Origin of the sequence: Janthinobacterium sp. BJB301 (assembly GCF_002735685.1) — a bacterium.
Classification (GTDB): Bacteria; Pseudomonadota; Gammaproteobacteria; order Burkholderiales; family Burkholderiaceae_D; genus Janthinobacterium; species Janthinobacterium lividum.
The window spans coordinates 625,715-640,369 of record NZ_PDZJ01000001.1 but is presented as its reverse complement, the minus strand read 5'-3'; the positions used below and the strand labels follow the sequence as shown (position 1 = coordinate 640,369).

General features: G+C 66.2%; 17 protein-coding genes. 8 read left to right on the top strand and 9 right to left on the bottom strand.

From position 1 onward, the window contains the following. The first annotated feature begins 153 nt into the window (after window positions 1-153). From CSQ91_RS02910 to CSQ91_RS02885, 6 genes are all read left to right on the top strand, one after another. On the top strand, window positions 154-741 hold the full coding sequence (locus tag CSQ91_RS02910; RefSeq protein WP_257217200.1) for a YfiR family protein: 588 nt from the start codon (window positions 154-156) through the stop codon (window positions 739-741). Continuing rightward, the gene (locus CSQ91_RS02905) at window positions 738-2,009 is read left to right on the top strand and encodes a diguanylate cyclase domain-containing protein (RefSeq protein ID WP_034782885.1); all 1,272 of its coding nucleotides are present in this window, start codon (window positions 738-740) and stop codon (window positions 2,007-2,009) included. Before CSQ91_RS02910 ends, CSQ91_RS02905 begins: the two co-directional genes overlap by 4 nt. A 16-nt stretch (window positions 2,010-2,025) precedes the next feature. Next, a complete protein-coding gene (locus CSQ91_RS02900) occupies window positions 2,026-2,529 on the top strand; it encodes an OmpA family protein (protein WP_099387334.1) in 504 nt (167 codons plus the stop codon). Continuing rightward, complete coding sequence (locus CSQ91_RS02895; RefSeq protein WP_257217198.1) at window positions 2,526-3,029, top strand: gluconokinase; 504 nt, start codon at window positions 2,526-2,528, stop codon at window positions 3,027-3,029. Before CSQ91_RS02900 ends, CSQ91_RS02895 begins: the two co-directional genes overlap by 4 nt. A gap of 71 nt (window positions 3,030-3,100) precedes the next feature. Further along, entirely contained in the window at window positions 3,101-3,418 is a 318-nt protein-coding gene (locus CSQ91_RS02890; protein ID WP_099387332.1) for a DUF3144 domain-containing protein, read from the top strand. Next, window positions 3,418-4,359 (top strand): acyl-CoA desaturase, encoded by a 942-nt coding sequence (locus CSQ91_RS02885; RefSeq protein WP_099387331.1) that lies wholly within the window; start codon window positions 3,418-3,420, stop codon window positions 4,357-4,359. The genes CSQ91_RS02890 and CSQ91_RS02885 overlap by 1 nt, the downstream gene beginning before the upstream one ends. Here CSQ91_RS02885 and CSQ91_RS02880 read toward each other — a convergent pair. The 5 genes from CSQ91_RS02880 to CSQ91_RS02860 all read right to left on the bottom strand — a co-directional run bounded on the left by CSQ91_RS02880 (window position 4,332) and on the right by CSQ91_RS02860 (window position 9,457). Continuing rightward, entirely contained in the window at window positions 4,332-4,874 is a 543-nt protein-coding gene (locus CSQ91_RS02880) for a gamma carbonic anhydrase family protein (RefSeq protein WP_070259099.1), read from the bottom strand. The genes CSQ91_RS02885 and CSQ91_RS02880 overlap by 28 nt on opposite strands. A 31-nt stretch (window positions 4,875-4,905) precedes the next feature. Beyond that, complete coding sequence (locus CSQ91_RS02875; RefSeq protein ID WP_099387330.1) at window positions 4,906-5,649, bottom strand: CPBP family intramembrane glutamic endopeptidase; 744 nt, start codon at window positions 5,647-5,649, stop codon at window positions 4,906-4,908. Window positions 5,650-5,735: 86 nt separating this feature from the next. Next, window positions 5,736-6,872, bottom strand: coding sequence for a benzoate/H(+) symporter BenE family transporter (locus CSQ91_RS02870; protein WP_257217319.1), 1,137 nt, complete (start codon window positions 6,870-6,872; stop codon window positions 5,736-5,738). Between the two features lie 177 nt (window positions 6,873-7,049). Continuing rightward, window positions 7,050-8,525: a MocR-like pyridoxine biosynthesis transcription factor PdxR gene (gene pdxR, locus CSQ91_RS02865; protein ID WP_099387328.1), complete on the bottom strand. Its 1,476-nt coding sequence runs from the start codon at window positions 8,523-8,525 to the stop codon at window positions 7,050-7,052. After that, window positions 8,522-9,457 carry a hypothetical protein gene (locus tag CSQ91_RS02860; RefSeq protein ID WP_099387327.1) on the bottom strand — a complete coding sequence of 312 codons (936 nt, stop codon included), beginning with the start codon at window positions 9,455-9,457 and terminating at the stop codon, window positions 8,522-8,524. The genes pdxR and CSQ91_RS02860 overlap by 4 nt, the downstream gene beginning before the upstream one ends. Before the next feature lie 149 nt (window positions 9,458-9,606). On the opposite strand from CSQ91_RS02860, the gene CSQ91_RS02855 reads away from it, so the two are divergent. Next, on the top strand, window positions 9,607-10,074 hold the full coding sequence (locus CSQ91_RS02855; RefSeq protein WP_099387326.1) for an META domain-containing protein: 468 nt from the start codon (window positions 9,607-9,609) through the stop codon (window positions 10,072-10,074). 55 nt (window positions 10,075-10,129) lie between these two features. Beyond that, a complete protein-coding gene (locus tag CSQ91_RS02850) occupies window positions 10,130-10,840 on the top strand; it encodes an HAD-IA family hydrolase (protein WP_034782899.1) in 711 nt (236 codons plus the stop codon). Here CSQ91_RS02850 and CSQ91_RS02845 read toward each other — a convergent pair. The 4 genes from CSQ91_RS02845 to CSQ91_RS02830 are packed head-to-tail and all read right to left on the bottom strand — an operon-like array spanning window position 10,797 to window position 14,642. Next, window positions 10,797-11,627 carry an ATP-binding cassette domain-containing protein gene (locus tag CSQ91_RS02845; RefSeq protein ID WP_099388546.1) on the bottom strand — a complete coding sequence of 277 codons (831 nt, stop codon included), beginning with the start codon at window positions 11,625-11,627 and terminating at the stop codon, window positions 10,797-10,799. The genes CSQ91_RS02850 and CSQ91_RS02845 overlap by 44 nt on opposite strands. A 17-nt stretch (window positions 11,628-11,644) precedes the next feature. Continuing rightward, window positions 11,645-12,436, bottom strand: coding sequence for an aliphatic sulfonate ABC transporter permease SsuC (gene ssuC, locus CSQ91_RS02840; protein WP_070259107.1), 792 nt, complete (start codon window positions 12,434-12,436; stop codon window positions 11,645-11,647). A gap of 1 nt (window position 12,437) precedes the next feature. After that, the gene (gene ssuD / locus CSQ91_RS02835) at window positions 12,438-13,598 is read right to left on the bottom strand and encodes an FMNH2-dependent alkanesulfonate monooxygenase (protein ID WP_070279091.1); all 1,161 of its coding nucleotides are present in this window, start codon (window positions 13,596-13,598) and stop codon (window positions 12,438-12,440) included. Between the two features lie 45 nt (window positions 13,599-13,643). After that, a complete protein-coding gene (locus CSQ91_RS02830) occupies window positions 13,644-14,642 on the bottom strand; it encodes a sulfonate ABC transporter substrate-binding protein (protein WP_180278325.1) in 999 nt (332 codons plus the stop codon). Between the last annotated feature and the right edge of the window lie 13 nt (window positions 14,643-14,655).

Genomic DNA, 14,655 nt, shown 5'->3' with positions numbered 1-14,655 from the left:
CATGGTAAAGAATGCAAGTTTTCACATTCGTGTTTATAATGCAAGGTTTATGGCGTAGCGCCGTGATTTACTTTCAACAGGGACTTCCGTAGAGTCTGTGTTGCTGAGTAACTAGTTGAATAGCAACCCGACCTGCATAAAGACACCGACGCCGTGCCCTCCTTCCCTCGCCACCGGCAGCGCTCCGCGCCGCCCGCCCTGCTCGTCGTGCTGCTGGCCTCGCTGCTGGCATCATTGCTGGCCTGCACGGCGCTGGCCCCGTGCGCGTGGGCGCAAACGGGCGCGGCGGTGGACGCCAGGCGTCCCGCCGAAGTGGCCCAGGTCCTGTTTGGCATCATCAGCTATGTGCGCTGGCCCGTGGCGCGCCAGGAAGTGCGCGTCTGCATGCTCGGTGCGGCCCGTTACGGCGCGGCCATCGTCGACACGCCCGCTTCCAGCCTGGGCCAGCGCATCCGCGTGAAAATCCCGGCGGCGGCCGCCGCTGTCAGCGAATGCGACGTCGTCTACCTGGGCAGCCTGCCCGAGGGCGAACGCGAGCATCTGCTGGCGCAGATCATCGGCAAGCCGATTTTATCGGTGGCCGAACCCGGCACGTCCTGCGCCGTGGGCACCATGTTCTGCCTGCGTCTCGCCGAGGCGCAGATCGGTTTTGACGTCAACCTCGACGCCATCGCCCGCAGCGGCCTGCGCGTGCATCCGAACGCCTTGCAAATTGCACGTCGCAAGGGACCGCCGCCATGAGCGCCCGGATGAGCAACAAGCCTGCCCGCCGACCCCGCCCGACGCTCGACAGCGTGCTGCGGCGCGCCCACCTGAGCGTGTCGCTGATCGCCGTGCTGGCGGCCGGCCTGACCCTGACGGCCGTGGCGCTGCTGGCCCTGCGCGTGTATTCGGACCAGAACCTGCGCCTGGTGGCCCGCTCGATGAGCTACACGGTGGAAGGGGCCGTCGTCTTTGGCGATTCCATGGCCGCCAAGGAAGCGCTGGCCTTGATCGGCGTCAATGAAGACATCGACCAGGCGCAGGTGAGCGACACGGCCGGCAACGTGCTGGCCCGCTGGGAACGGGGCGAACACGGCACGCGCTACTACATCGAACGCGCGCTGACGGGCTGGATGCTGCCCGATTCGCTGACCTTCCCCATCACGCGCAACGAACAGGCCATCGGCAGCATCAAGCTGGTGCCGCACAGCCGCAGCCTGCTGCCCTTCCTGCTCAGCGGCCTGACCTGCCTGCTCGCCTGCCTGGTGCTCAGCCTCGTCGTCGCCGTGCGCCTGTCGCGCAGCATGGAAACGGAGATCACGTCGCCCCTGCGCCACTTGGCGGAAACGGCCCACCGCGTGCGGCGCGACCGCTCGTTCGAACTGCGCGTGCCGCCGGCCAATATTGCCGAGCTGAACCAGATCAATGACGACTTCAACGCCCTGCTCGACGAACTGGAAGCATGGCAAAGCCATCTGCAAAAGGAAAACGCCTCGCTGTCGCACCGCGCCAACCACGACAGCCTGACGGGCCTGTCCAACCGCGCCTTCATGGAAGCGGAGCTGGAGCGCGCCATCCTCGAAGCGCGGGTCGGCAATGGCAAGGTGGCCGTGCTGTTCCTCGACAGCGACCGTTTCAAATATATCAACGACACCTTCGGCCATGCCTCGGGCGACCGCGTGCTGGTGACGATCGCCGCGCGCATCAAGCAGCAATTGCGCGAGGGCGACCTGGTGGCGCGCCTGGGCGGCGACGAATTCGCCATCCTGCTCAAGCCGCTGCGCAACAGCAGCGACGCCATGCACATCGCCGACAACATCATCGCCGCCATGGCGCAAGCCATTGAGCTGCCCACCGGCAATAGCATCGTCAGCTCGCTGACCATCGGCGTGGCCGTCTTCCCCGATCACGCCATCGACGCCGTTTCGCTGGTCGGCGCGGCGGACGAAGCCATGTACCGCGCCAAGCAGGCGCAGCGCGGCACGCGCCAGGTGGCGCGCCTGCCGCAACCCCATACCCACCCCTGAATCAAGGAGCAATACCATGCAATCCATCTACAAGCAATTACGCCGCGTCTTCCTCGGCTTGTTCATGCTGGGCCTGCTGGCCGCCTGCCAGAGCACGCCAGAGAAAAAAACGCTGTTCAATGCCGAGCAAGTGGCCACCTTGAAGGAGCAAGGCTTCAACCAGACCGAAGAAGGCTGGGAGCTGAGCTTTACCGACAAGCTGCTGTTCGATTTCGGCGCTTCCAGCCTGACGGCGCCGAGCCGGGCCGCCATCCAGAAAATCAGCGCCGCCCTGCTGAAAGTGGGCATCACGCACATGCGCGTGGAAGGCCATACGGACAACGAAGGTGCCGAAGTGCTGAACAACAAGCTGTCGCTGGCGCGCGCCAACGTGGTGGCCGATGCGATGGGCGTGGCCGGCATTCCACGCGGCAATATCACCGTCAAGGGCCTGGGCATGAGCAAGCCGGTCGCCTCGAACGCCAGCAAGGCCGGCAAGGCGGAAAACCGCCGCGTCACCGTCATCGTCTCGGCCCCATGAGGACAGGCGCGCCCGCCCGCTGGGTCGTGATGGGCGTGTCCGGCTGCGGCAAGAGCGCCGTCGGCAGCCTGCTGGCCAGCGCGCTGGGCGTGCCGTATGTGGAAGGCGACGACGTGCATTCCCCGGAAAACGTGGCCAAGATGGCGGCCGGCATCCCGCTCGACGACGCCGACCGTGCCGGCTGGCTGGCCGCCCTGCGCGAGCGCATCGCCACGGCCAGCGCGCAAGGTGACGGCCTCGTCGTTTCCTGCTCGGCCCTGAAGCGCGCCTACCGCGACGTGCTGCGCGAGGGCGACCCGGCCCTGCGCTTTGTCCACCTGGACGGCCCGCGCGCCGTGCTGGAAAGCCGTTTGCAGCGCCCCGGCCATTTCATGCCGGCCAGCCTGCTCGATAGCCAGCTGGCCACGCTGCAGCCCCTGCAGGCGGACGAGGCCGGCATCGTGCTCGACATCCGCCAGCCGCTGGCCGTGCTGCTCGGACAGATCCTGCAAACGCCCTGACTGGCGGCCGCGCGGCTGGACAGCCCGCGGCCCCCTGTGTAGACTGGCGCGCACTTTCATGAGGGATTTTTATGAGCACACCAACGACAAAACCAGCACCGGGCCCGGAATTCTGGGAACGCGCCGACCAGGTCATCGCCCTGGCCAATGAACAATGCATGCACAGCGGCGGCAATGAAGTCGCCACCTCGCTGCTGTACGCGGCCGCCCGCTTCAACGCCTTCCTCGTCGCCAGCAAGAGCAACGACGCGGCCAAGATGCAGGAAGAGAAGGAAGGCGCCGTGGCGTTCTTCACGGAACAGTACAAGCACATGCTGACCGACAACTTCAACGACTACATCACCAACTTCGACAAGTACACGCAACCGTCGTCAGCCCCCAAGGGTTGATGTCCGCAGCCAGCCTGGCCAGCCACCGCGCCCGCGCCACCTACGCCGACAGCGTGCTGAAAGGTTCAGTACGCTTTGCGCCTTTGCAAGCGCTGTGGCTGATAGCCATGCTGGCCGGCGCCGTGACGGGCGCCCTGCTCTGCTTCAGCTGGACGGGCTTGCTGCTGTTTGTGAGCGGCACGGCCATCGTCCTGCTGTTCGGCCATTCGCTGGGCAGCCACCGCAAGCTGATCCACGACAGCTTTGAATGCCCGCAATGGCTGGCATATGTACTCGTGTACCTGGGCGTGTTGGTGGGCCTCAGCGGCCCGCTGGGCCTGCTGCGCCAGCACGAACTGCGCGACTATGCGCAGCGCCTGCCCGATTGCCACCCGTATCTGCGCCACGGCGCCGGCTTCTGGAACGATGCCTGGTGGCAATTGTTCTGCCGCCTTGATCTCGACCATCCGCCGCACATCGCCATCGAGCCGCGCATCGCGCACGACCGCTTCTATCGTTTTCTGGAAAGAACCTGGATGCTGCAGCAACTGCCGTGGGCCGTGCTGTTCTACGCCTGGGGTGGCTGGGGCCTGGTCTGCTGGGGCGTCTGCGCGCGGGTCAGCGCCGGCGTGCTCGGTCACTGGCTGATCGGCTACTTCGCCCACAACCATGGCCAGATGCACTTTCATGTCGACGGCGCCGCCGTGCAGGGCCGGAATATCCGCCTGACATCACTGCTGACCATGGGCGAATGCTGGCACAACAACCATCACGCGTATCCGGGCTCGGCCAGGCTGGGACTGCTGCCGGGCGAATGGGACCCGGGCTGGTGGGTACTGCTGCTCTTGCGGCGCCTGGGCCTCGTGTCCAGCTTGCGCCTGCCGCACGACCTGGCGCCGCGGCCGGAACTGCGCCGCATTGATACCGCTAGCGCTCAGGCGCCGTCGCCACCGGCCAGGTAATTGTTTTTGACGCGCACGTAATGCTCGGCCGAATAGCGCAGGTAGGCGATCTCGGCTTCGGTGAGCGCGCGCACCTTGGCGGCGGGCCGGCCCACGTACAGATGGCCGCTTTCCAGTACCTTGCCCGGCGATACCAGGCTGCCCGCACCCAGCATCACGTGCTTTTCCACCACCACGTCATCCATGACGATGCTGCCCATGCCGATCAGGCACTCGTCGCCGATGGTGCAGCCGTGCAAGATCACGGAGTGGCCGATGGTCACGTAGTTGCCGATGGTCAGCGGTGAACCATCGGGCTTGGCCGCATTCCTGTGCGACACGTGGCCCATGGAAAAGTCCTGGATATTGCTGCCTTCGCCGATGACAATGCGGTTGACGTCGCCGCGCAGCACGCTGTTGCACCAGATGGAGCAGTCGTCGCCGATCTGCACATCGCCGATCACTTGCGCCGTGTCATGCAGGTAGACGCGCTCGCCCACGACGGGGCGGGTATTCAGGTAGGAACTGACAGGCATCGCTTTCTCACTCTTCATAAATAGTAAACATTCACACCCAGCCGGCGGCCAGCGCAAAAATCGCCAGCCCATGCGCCAGGGACGCGCCCAACAAGCCGGCACGGCAATATACCAGCCCCGCCACCACGCCTTCGATCACGGTAAACACGAGGATGGGCGCGCCCACCTGCGTGACGGTGGTGGCGAGGAAGGCGTGGCACAGGCCGAACAGCAGGCCCGACACCAGCGCCGCGCGCCAGGCCGGCAGCCAAGCACGCAATTGCTGCTGCAGCAAGCCGCGAAACAGCAATTCCTCATAACAATTGGCCGCCAGCGCAAAGCCCAGCAGCAAGGGCAGCGCGGATGGCGCGACGGGCGCCAGCGAGGGCAAGTTAAACACGGCTCTCAAGCCCGTCGCCAGCGCGATGATCAGGGTGGCGCCCGCTACGCCCAGCAGCACGGACAGGGCTGGCCGCATGCCGAACCAGTGGATCTGGCGGCGCGCCTCGCTTTCCAGCCAGCACGTGCTGGCCACCAGCCCCAGCGACATGGCGCCCAGCGCCAGCAAGACCAGCGGCGGCGCCGTGAAACGCAAGCCGCCCGCCGCCACCTGCCAATAGCCGTGCGCCGTCATCGCATCGCGCGCCAGCACGAAAAATAAAATGTGCACGAGCACGCGCAGCAGCGGCACCGAGCGTGGCACAGTACGTGGCAACACCAGCAGCAAGGCGCCGCAAACGAGGAAGGCGGGCGTGATCGCCAGCAGATACTGCGCCAGGGAAGTGATCTCGGGCATCGTTCGGGTCAAGTCGGAATACGGTGCCAACGGGCACGGGCGCAGCAATTGTATGCGCCGGCTGGCAAAACGGGCAACCTATCTTGCTATGCCGCCTTGCGCCATCCATGCATCAGGCCATGCGCCGCCAGTCCGGCAGCCAGCCCCCACAGGGCGCCGCCCACGCCCAGCAGGGTCACATTCGCGGCCGTCGCCAGGAAAGTAATCAAGGCCGTTTCGCGCATGCGCACGTCCGCCATCGCCTGCGCCAGGCTGTTGCCGATGGCGCCCAGCAGGGCCAGGCCCGCCAGCGCCGTGATGAAGGGGCGCGGCAAGACCATGAACAGGCTGGCCAGGGTGACGCCGAAGATGCCCACCAGAATGTACAGCACGCCGCAAGCGAGCCCCGCGACATAGCGCTTCGACGGATCCGCATGCGCATCCTTGCCCGTGCAGATGGCGGCCGTGATGGCGGCCACGTTGAAGGCGTGCGCGCCGAATGGCGCCATGAGCAGCGAACCGAGGCCCGTCGCCGTCAGGATGGGATTGGCGCTGACCTGGTAGCCGTCATTGCGCAGCACCAGCATGCCAGGCATATACTGCCCAGTCAGGGTGATCAGAAACAGGGGCAGCGCCACGCCCAGCAGGGACGCCACGGAAAAGCGCGGCATCTCGAACACGGGCGCGGCCAGGGCCAGTGCTACGCCTTGCGCATCGATGCGTCCCTGCGCCAGCAGCAGGACCAGGCCGATCAGCATGATGCCGACGACGGCAAAGCGTGCCGTGAAACGGCGCAGCACGGCATACGCCAGCAGCAATACCACCACCAGCAGCGGGTCGGCGCTGGCGCCGCCAAACGCATTCACGCCAAACTGCAGCAGGATACCGGCCAGCAAGCCGGCAGCGATGCCGCCAGGAATCAAGCGCACCAGGCGCTCGAAGGCGCCGGACATGCCCAGCACAATGAAGGCGATGGCGGAGATCATGTAGGCGCCGATCACCTCGGCATACGGCGTGTGCGGCATGACGGTGGCCAGGAAGGCCACGCCGGGCGTGGACCAGGCCGTGATGATGGGCGCGCGATAGCGGTAGCTGAGCCAGATGCCCGTCACGCCCACGCCGATGCTCAGCGACCAGACCCAGGATGCCGTCTGCGCCGCGCTCAGCTGGGCCAGCTGGGCTGCCTGGAACACCAGCACGAAGGTGCCGCCATAGTTGACGAGGACAGAGATGAAGGCGGCCATGGCGGGGGACGCCAGGTCGCGCCAGCGCGCCTGGCGCCTGTTGCCGGTTGCGGCCGATGATGTGGAGCTTGTATGCATGCGTGTGCCCTTGCCTGATGTTCAAAAGGGGCATCTTAGCGTTTGCATGGACTGCTCAGACAGGCCACTTCATGCATACATAACAGACCACTTGAATACTTAACCCAGCGCGCGGGCCAGGCGGACGATGCCGCTGTCGATCTCGTGCGGCGTGAGCGCGGCAAAGCCCAGCAGCCAGCCGCCCCGCGCGGGCGGCGTTGCATACAGCCGGCTCAGGCCCGGCAGCACGATGCCCGCCTGCGCCGCCAGGCGTATCGTCTCCAGCTCGTCCCTGCCCTCGTGCAGCAGGCACGGCATCTGCAAACCGCCCGGCGGCAGCTGCGCCGTGACCACGTGCGGCAAGTGCCGGTGGACGGCCTGCGCCATCGCATCGCGGCGCACGGCGTAGACCTTGCGCATGGCGCGTACATGGGCCGCGAAATGGCCATCGGCGATGAAACGGGCCAGTGTCAGCTGGTCCAGCTGCGGCGTGTGGCCATCGAGAATGCTGCGCGCATGGGTCATCGGCTTGACCAGCGCGGGCGGCAGCACCATGTAGCCGATGCGCAGGCCCGGATACAGCGACTTGGCGAAGGTACCCAGGTAAATCGTGCGCTGCTGCGCGTCCAGCCCCTGCACGCACGCCGTCGGCAAGCCCGCGTAGTGAAACTGGCTGTCGTAATCATCCTCGATGATCCAGCCCTGGCGTTCCGCAGCCCAGGCAGTCAGGGCCAGCCGGCGCTCGAGCGCCAGGGTGGCGCCCGTCGGGTATTGATGCGACGGCGTCACATACACCGTGTTGGCGCCGCTGCGGTCCGCGCGCAGGTGCTCGATGGACAAGCCATGCGCATCGACGGGTACTGGAATCACCTGCAATTGCGCCATCTCGAACGCCTTGCGCGCGCCGAAATAACCGGGGTCTTCCATCAGGATGGGACCGTGCGCGTCGGCCAGCACCTGCGCGCACAGGTACAGGGCCTGGCGCGTGCTGCTCAGCACCAGCACCTGGCTGGCCGTGGCCCGCGCGCCCCGCTCCAGGTTCACATAGTCGGCGATGGCCTGGCGCAAAGGCCCGGCCCCTTGCGGGTCGCCGTGCAGCAGCATGCCGGCCTGGTGTTCGCCTGCCGCCTGGCGCCGCAAGCGCTCCCACACATCGAGTGGAAAGGCCCGCGTTTCCGGCAAGCCCGTGGCGAATGCCTTCACGCTCTGCTGGTCGGCCACGCCGCCGCTGGCGAGAATCTGCGCACCGCGCGCGCTGAGGGCCACCGGCTGCGCGGACAAGGGCGGCAACGTCATCGCAGGCTTGCCCTGCAAGCTCGCGCCTATCGTCGGCGAGACAAAACTGCCCGATCCCGCCTGCCGCCGCAGATAGCCATCGAGGCGCAGCTGCGCATACGCCATTTCCACCGTATCGCGCGACACGCCCAGCGATTGCGCCAGCGCGCGCGTGGCCGGCAGGCGCAGGCCGGGCGCCAGCACGCCATCGAGTATCAGCTGGCGCAGCGCGCGCTGCACCCGCACGCGCAAGTCGAGCGCCGCCAGTTCAGGTGCGGCGATGCGGATTTTCAGGGTGTCGAGTTCGAACTGCGGCGTCATATGGCCTTGGCGCGGGCCGCATCCACGGCAGCCATGCTGCTGGCCAGCGAAAACCCGTGCTGCTGCAGCACCGCCACCAGCTGTTCGCCGGCGCAGCCCAAACGCAGGTTTTCCGCCACCCAGTCTTGCCAGGCGGCGCCGATCTCCGGCATGGGCTCATCTTCCAGCGTGAGACCGAGTATGCATGCGGCCAGCAAGCCGTTGATGCGCTTCGTGTCGATCAGGTGCTGCACCACCGCATGGCCCGACTGGGGATACGGGTGCAGGGTGCAGCGGCCGAAGGCAGCCAGGCGCTGCGCGTGCATGGCGTCGAGGTTGACCGATTCGCTGGCGCCGGCGCCAGCATGTGCCGCGTCAGGCCGCGTGCCGAACACCAGGTGCAGCTGCGTATCGTCCGTCGCCCTGGCGCGGCACAGGGCCGCCAGGTCGTAGTAGCCAGACGGCGGCGGGTCTTGCGCCAGCGATTCCATCACGGGCAGCCAGCGCAGCTCGTGATACAGGCGCGCCTGCTGCACGTCGAGGAAGGACAGCGGCCCGAAGGCGACGATCTGCTGCGCGTCCAGCAGCAAGCCATACATGACGGCCGCGTACGCGCCCATGGATTGGCCGACGGTGGTGACGTGACTGGGGGCGATGCGGCGCACGAGTTCGCGCAGGGCCTGCGCCGTTTCATCCACATGGCTGCCCAGGCCCGCGATGCGGCGGTGGTACCAGGCATTGCCCGAATCGCGCACGAGGATCTTGTTCAGATGCTGGCCGCTGGCCTGCTCCAGCTTGCGCAGGCGCCCGTAAAAATCGAAGGCGGGACGCGTCGTCCACGAAACGAAACCGAAGGCGATCACCAGCGGCGCGCCGGGCACGATGCGGTCGACCAGCACGTCGTCGGCACTGGTGGCGACCAGTCGATTATCCAGCGCTTGCGCTTGCAGCATCGGCCCGGCTCCCCGATCAAGGTTGAAACAGCAGAAAGCATGAGTGTAATGCCAGTACTGGCAAAATGGAAACATTCGCCGCTGCCGTACGCGGGCCGGCGTGAAAAATCTGCTAGTGTGCAGGCATTTCCCCCTCACAGGAGCGCCCCATGCTGCATCGCCTGACGCATCGTCTCACCTACCTGTCCCTCGCCGCCGCCATCGCCATGACCGGCGGCTGCGCCACCACGCCCGACAGCGCCAGGCCGGACACCGGTCTGACACCGATGTACAGCCTGACGAATACCTACTGGAAGCTGACGCAGCTCGATGGCGCCGACGTGACGATGGCGCCGGAGCAGGAGCGCGAAGTGCGCATCACCCTCACCGACGATGGCAAGGTCCATGGTTTCACGGGCTGCAACCAGGTCATGGGCGGCTACACGCTGGCCGGCACCTCCCTGCGCTTCACGCAGCTGGCCGGCACGCGCATGGCCTGCCCGCCGCCCCTGATGCAGCTGGAAAGCGCGGTATTGGCCAATTTGAACAGCGTGACGGGCTACCGCTTCGAAGGCGAGTACCTGATCCTGCTCAAGGATGGCGCGCCTGTGGCCAGGTTTGAATCGGTCTACCTGTGAAATAAAAATCGACTGCCGTTACAATGGCTTCCAGCCCATCATCCGGAAGGAAGCCATGTCCGCACTGCCCTCGCCGTCTTCATCCCCGACACCATCGGCCGCCGGCCGCTACCGGGCTTTTCTATTCGACATGGACGGCACCGTCATCAATTCCATCGCCGCCGCCGAACGCATCTGGGGCACGTGGGCACAGCGCCAGGGCCTCGACGTGGCAGCGTTCCTGCCCACCATCCATGGCGCGCGCTCGGTCGACACCATCGCCAAGCTGCGCTTGCCCGGCGTCGACGCGCAGCGCGAGTCGCAGGGCATCACGGATGCGGAAATCATCGATGTGGAAGGAATTATTGAAATCGCCGGCGCGCTGCGCTTCTTGCAGTCGCTGCCGCCCGCGCAATGGGCCATCGTCACCTCGGCGCCGAGGGCGCTGGCCACGGCGCGCCTGAAGGCCGCCGGCATGCCCATCCCCGCCATCATGGTGACGGCGGAAGACGTCAAGGCCGGCAAGCCGAAACCCGATTGCTACCTGCTGGCGGCGGAAAAACTGGGCGTTGCGCCCTCTGACTGCCTGGTATTCGAGGATGCCTCCGTCGGCATCGAGGCCGGCGAAGCGGCCGGTGCGAAGGTCATCGTCGTCACTGCCACGCATGCGCATCCGCTGGCCACGCGCCACCCGGCCATCGACAGCTACGAACGCATCGTGGCAACCGTCGATGGTGACGGCTTTATTGTCCTGGCGGAGATGGCTGCAACACCCGCGACAAGATAGCCTGCTCCAGCGCGGCGAAAGCCGCATGGCCGCGCTGTCGCGGGCGCGGCAAATCCACCTGCACGTCCATGGTGATCTGCCCATCCTCGATCAGCAGCACGCGGTCGGCCAGGGCCACGGCCTCGGCCACGTCATGCGTCACCAGCACGGCCGTGAAGCCGCGCGCCAGCCACAGCGACTCGATCAGCTGCTGCATCTCGATGCGCGTCAGGGCGTCGAGCGCCCCGAGCGGCTCGTCGAGCAGCAGCAACTGGGGCTCGTGCACAAGGGCGCGGGCCAGCGCCACCCGCTGCTTCTGCCCTCCCGACAGGGCCGACGGCCAGTCGTCCGCCCGCTCGGCCAGGCCCACCGTCCACAGCGAAGCGGCCGCCGCACCGACGGAACGGGGCAGGCCCAGGGCCACGTTGTCGAGCACTGTCTTCCACGGCAGCAAACGCGATTCCTGAAACATGATGCGGATGTCGGGCGCGCCGATGCCGCTGCCGATGGCGATTCTGCCGTCATCGACGCTTTCCAGGCCCGCGATCGAGCGCAGCAAGGTACTCTTGCCGCAGCCGCTGCGCCCCACGATGGCGACAAACTCGCCCGCTTCCAGCTGCAGGTCGACGTTTTTCAGCACGGAGCGGCTGGTGTAGGATTTGCTCAGGTTCGTCAGCTCCAAAGGTACGCCGCGCCGTTGCAAGGGAGCCTGTGGGGCTATCTTCGCCTGCGGCGGCGCACTGGCCGGGTCGTACTGCACGAAGTGCGACAGGAAATCCGTTTCGATCTGGATGGGGGCAAGCAGCATGGTGTCTTCTTTCGTCATTAGCGATAAGCGGGATTCCAGCGCAGGCAGTGGCGCTCCAGCCGGCGCGAGAACAAATCGGCCAGCTTGCCCAGCAAGGCATACAGCAGTATCCCCACCAGCACCACGTCCGTTTGCAAAAATTCGCGCGCATTCATGGTCATGTAGCCGATGCCGGCCTGCGCCGAGATGGTTTCGGCGACGATCAGCAGCACCCACACGAGGCCCAGCGAAAAGCGCACGCCCACCAGAATGGAAGGCATGGCGGCCGGCAGGATCACGTCGCGGTACAAGGGCCAGCCGGACAAGCCATAGCTTTTCGCCATTTCGATCAAGCCCTGGTCGGCCGAGCGGATGCCGTGGAAGGTATTCAGGTAGACGGGAAAGAACACGCCGACGGCCAGCAGAAACAGCTTGGCCGTCTCGTCGATGCCGAACCACAGGATCACCAGCGGGATCAGGGCCAGCGCGGGAATGTTGCGCACCATTTGCAGGGTCGTATCGAGCAGCGTTTCCGCATGGCGGAAACTGCCCGTCAATAGCCCCAGCAGCAAGCCCAGTCCCGCGCCGATGGCGAAACCGACCGTCGCGCGCCACAAGCTCGTTTTCAGGTGCAGCCACAGTTCGCCCGACACGGCCAGGTGCCAGAAGGCTTTCGCCACGGCCCACGGCTCGGGCAGGATGCGGCTCGACAGCCAGCCCCACTGCGCCGCCAGTTGCCAGGCCAGCAGCAGCGCCACAGGCAAGGCCCATGGCGCCAAGGCATTACGCCACGGCGCGGCGCCTGCCCGTTGTATGGAGCCGGCCGCCATCTCAGGCCGCCTTTTTCTGCGGCGCGGCCGGCACGATATTGCTGGCCATGACTTCGCCGAAGGGCCCCGTCAGTGACTGCTCACCCACGGCCTTGCCCTTGCCCAGCAGCGGAAATACCAGTTCGGCGAAGCGGTACGATTCTTCCAGGTGCGGGTAGCCGGAGAAAATGAAGGTATCGATGCCCAGGTCCGCGTATTCCTGCATGCGCGCCACCACGGTCGGGCCGTCGCCGACCAGGGCCGTGCCCGCGCCGCCGCGCACCAGGCCCACGCCGGCCCAGAGATTCGGCGACACTTCGAGCTTGTCGCGCCGCCCGCCATGCAGGGCCGCCATGCGCTGCTGGCCCACGGAATCCATCTTGCCGAAGGCCGCCTGCGCCTTGGCGATGATGTCATCGTCCAGGTGGCTGATCAGTTCATCGGCCGCGCGCCAGGCCGCCTCGTTGGTTTCGCGCACGATCACGTGCAATCGGATGCCGAAGCGCACTGTGCGGCCTTTTTTCGCGGCGCGCGCGCGGATATCCGCGATCTTTTCCGCCACGGCGGCCGGCGGCTCGCCCCACGTCAGGTACACGTCCATCTGCTCGGCCGCCAGTTCATGCGCCGGTTCCGACGAACCGCCGAAATACAGGGGCGGGTATGGCTTCTGCACGGGCGGATACAGGGTTTTCGCGCCCTTCACCTGGATATGCTTGCCCTCGAAATCGTAGCCGGCCGCGCCGCCCTCGCCCGCCAGGGTGGCGCGCCACACCTTGATGAATTCATCGGAAATTTCATAGCGCTTGGCGTGGTCGGCAAACAGGCCGTCCGCTTCCAGCTCGCCCTGGTCGCCGCCCGTGACGACATTGATCAAGAGGCGCCCGTTCGACAGGCGGTCAAAGGTGGACGCCATGCGCACAGCCAGGCCGGGCGTGGACAGGCCGGGGCGGATAGCCACGAGGAATTTGAGCTTTTGCGTCACGCTGATCAGCGACGACGCCACCACCCACGCGTCTTCGCAGGAGCGGCCCGTCGGCAGCAGCACGCCGTCGTAGCCCAGGGTATCGGCGGCCACGGCCACCTGGCGCAGGTAATCGGCATCGACGGGGCGCGCGCCCTGCGACGTGCCGAGGTAGCGGCTGTCGCCGTGGGTAGGGATGAACCAGAAGACATTCAATGACATGGCGTGCTTTCCTTTGCTTGTTTCTTTGCTTGTTTCTTTGCTTGTTTATTTTGTGCTGGTGGCCAGCTGGCGCGCCGGCAGCAGCGCATCCTTGACGACGATCGGTTTCGGTATCAGCTTCAGGCTGGAAAACGCGTCGGCCACCCTTTGCTGCGAGGCGATGACGTCGACCGACACGGGTTTGACGCCATACGCATAGCGCGAAGCGGCCAGCGCCACGACATCCTTGCCCAGCCCCGTCTGCGCGGCGAGAATCGTCGCCACTTCGTCGGGGTTGTTGCGGCCCCAGTCATCGACCTTGGCCACCTCGTCGAGCACGATGCGCAGGATCTCGGGATTTTTTTCCGCATACGTGCGCGAGGCCAGGTAGAACTGGTAGTTCGCCACCAGGCCCTTGCCATCGGCCAGGACGCGGGCACCCAGCTGCTTTTCGGCGGCCGCCAGGAACGGATCCCAGATGGCCCACGCGTCCACGCTGCCTCGCTCGAAGGCGGCGCGCGCATCGGCCGGCGGCAGGAACACGGGCTGGATGTCGGCATACGCGACACCGGCCTTTTCCAGCGCCTTCAATAACAGGTAATGCACGTTCGAACCCTTGTTCAGGGCAATTTTCTTGCCCTTCAAGTCGGCCAAGGTGCGCAGGCCGGAACCCTTGGACACGACGATGGCTTCGCTGGCGGGCGACGCCGGCTCATTGCCGACATACACCAGGTTCGCGCCGGCCGCCTGGGCAAAGATCGGCGGCGCCTCGCCCACGGTGCCGAAGTCGATGCTGCCCACATTGAGGCCTTCCAGCAGCACGGGACCGGCCGGGAACTCCGTCCATTTCACGCCCACGCCCTGCTCTGCCAGGCGTTTTTCCAGGGTGCCGCGCCCTTTCAGCAAGGTCAGGGTGCCGTATTTCTGGTAACCGATGCGGACCTCCCCCTTGGCCTGCGCCTGCGCCGCGACCGGCATGCCGGCCGCCATCACGCCCGCGGCGGCGGCAAACAGCAGGCCCAGGGTGGTACGGCGCGAGAGTCGTTGTGCGTGGCGGTGTGTCATGGCAGTTCCTTGG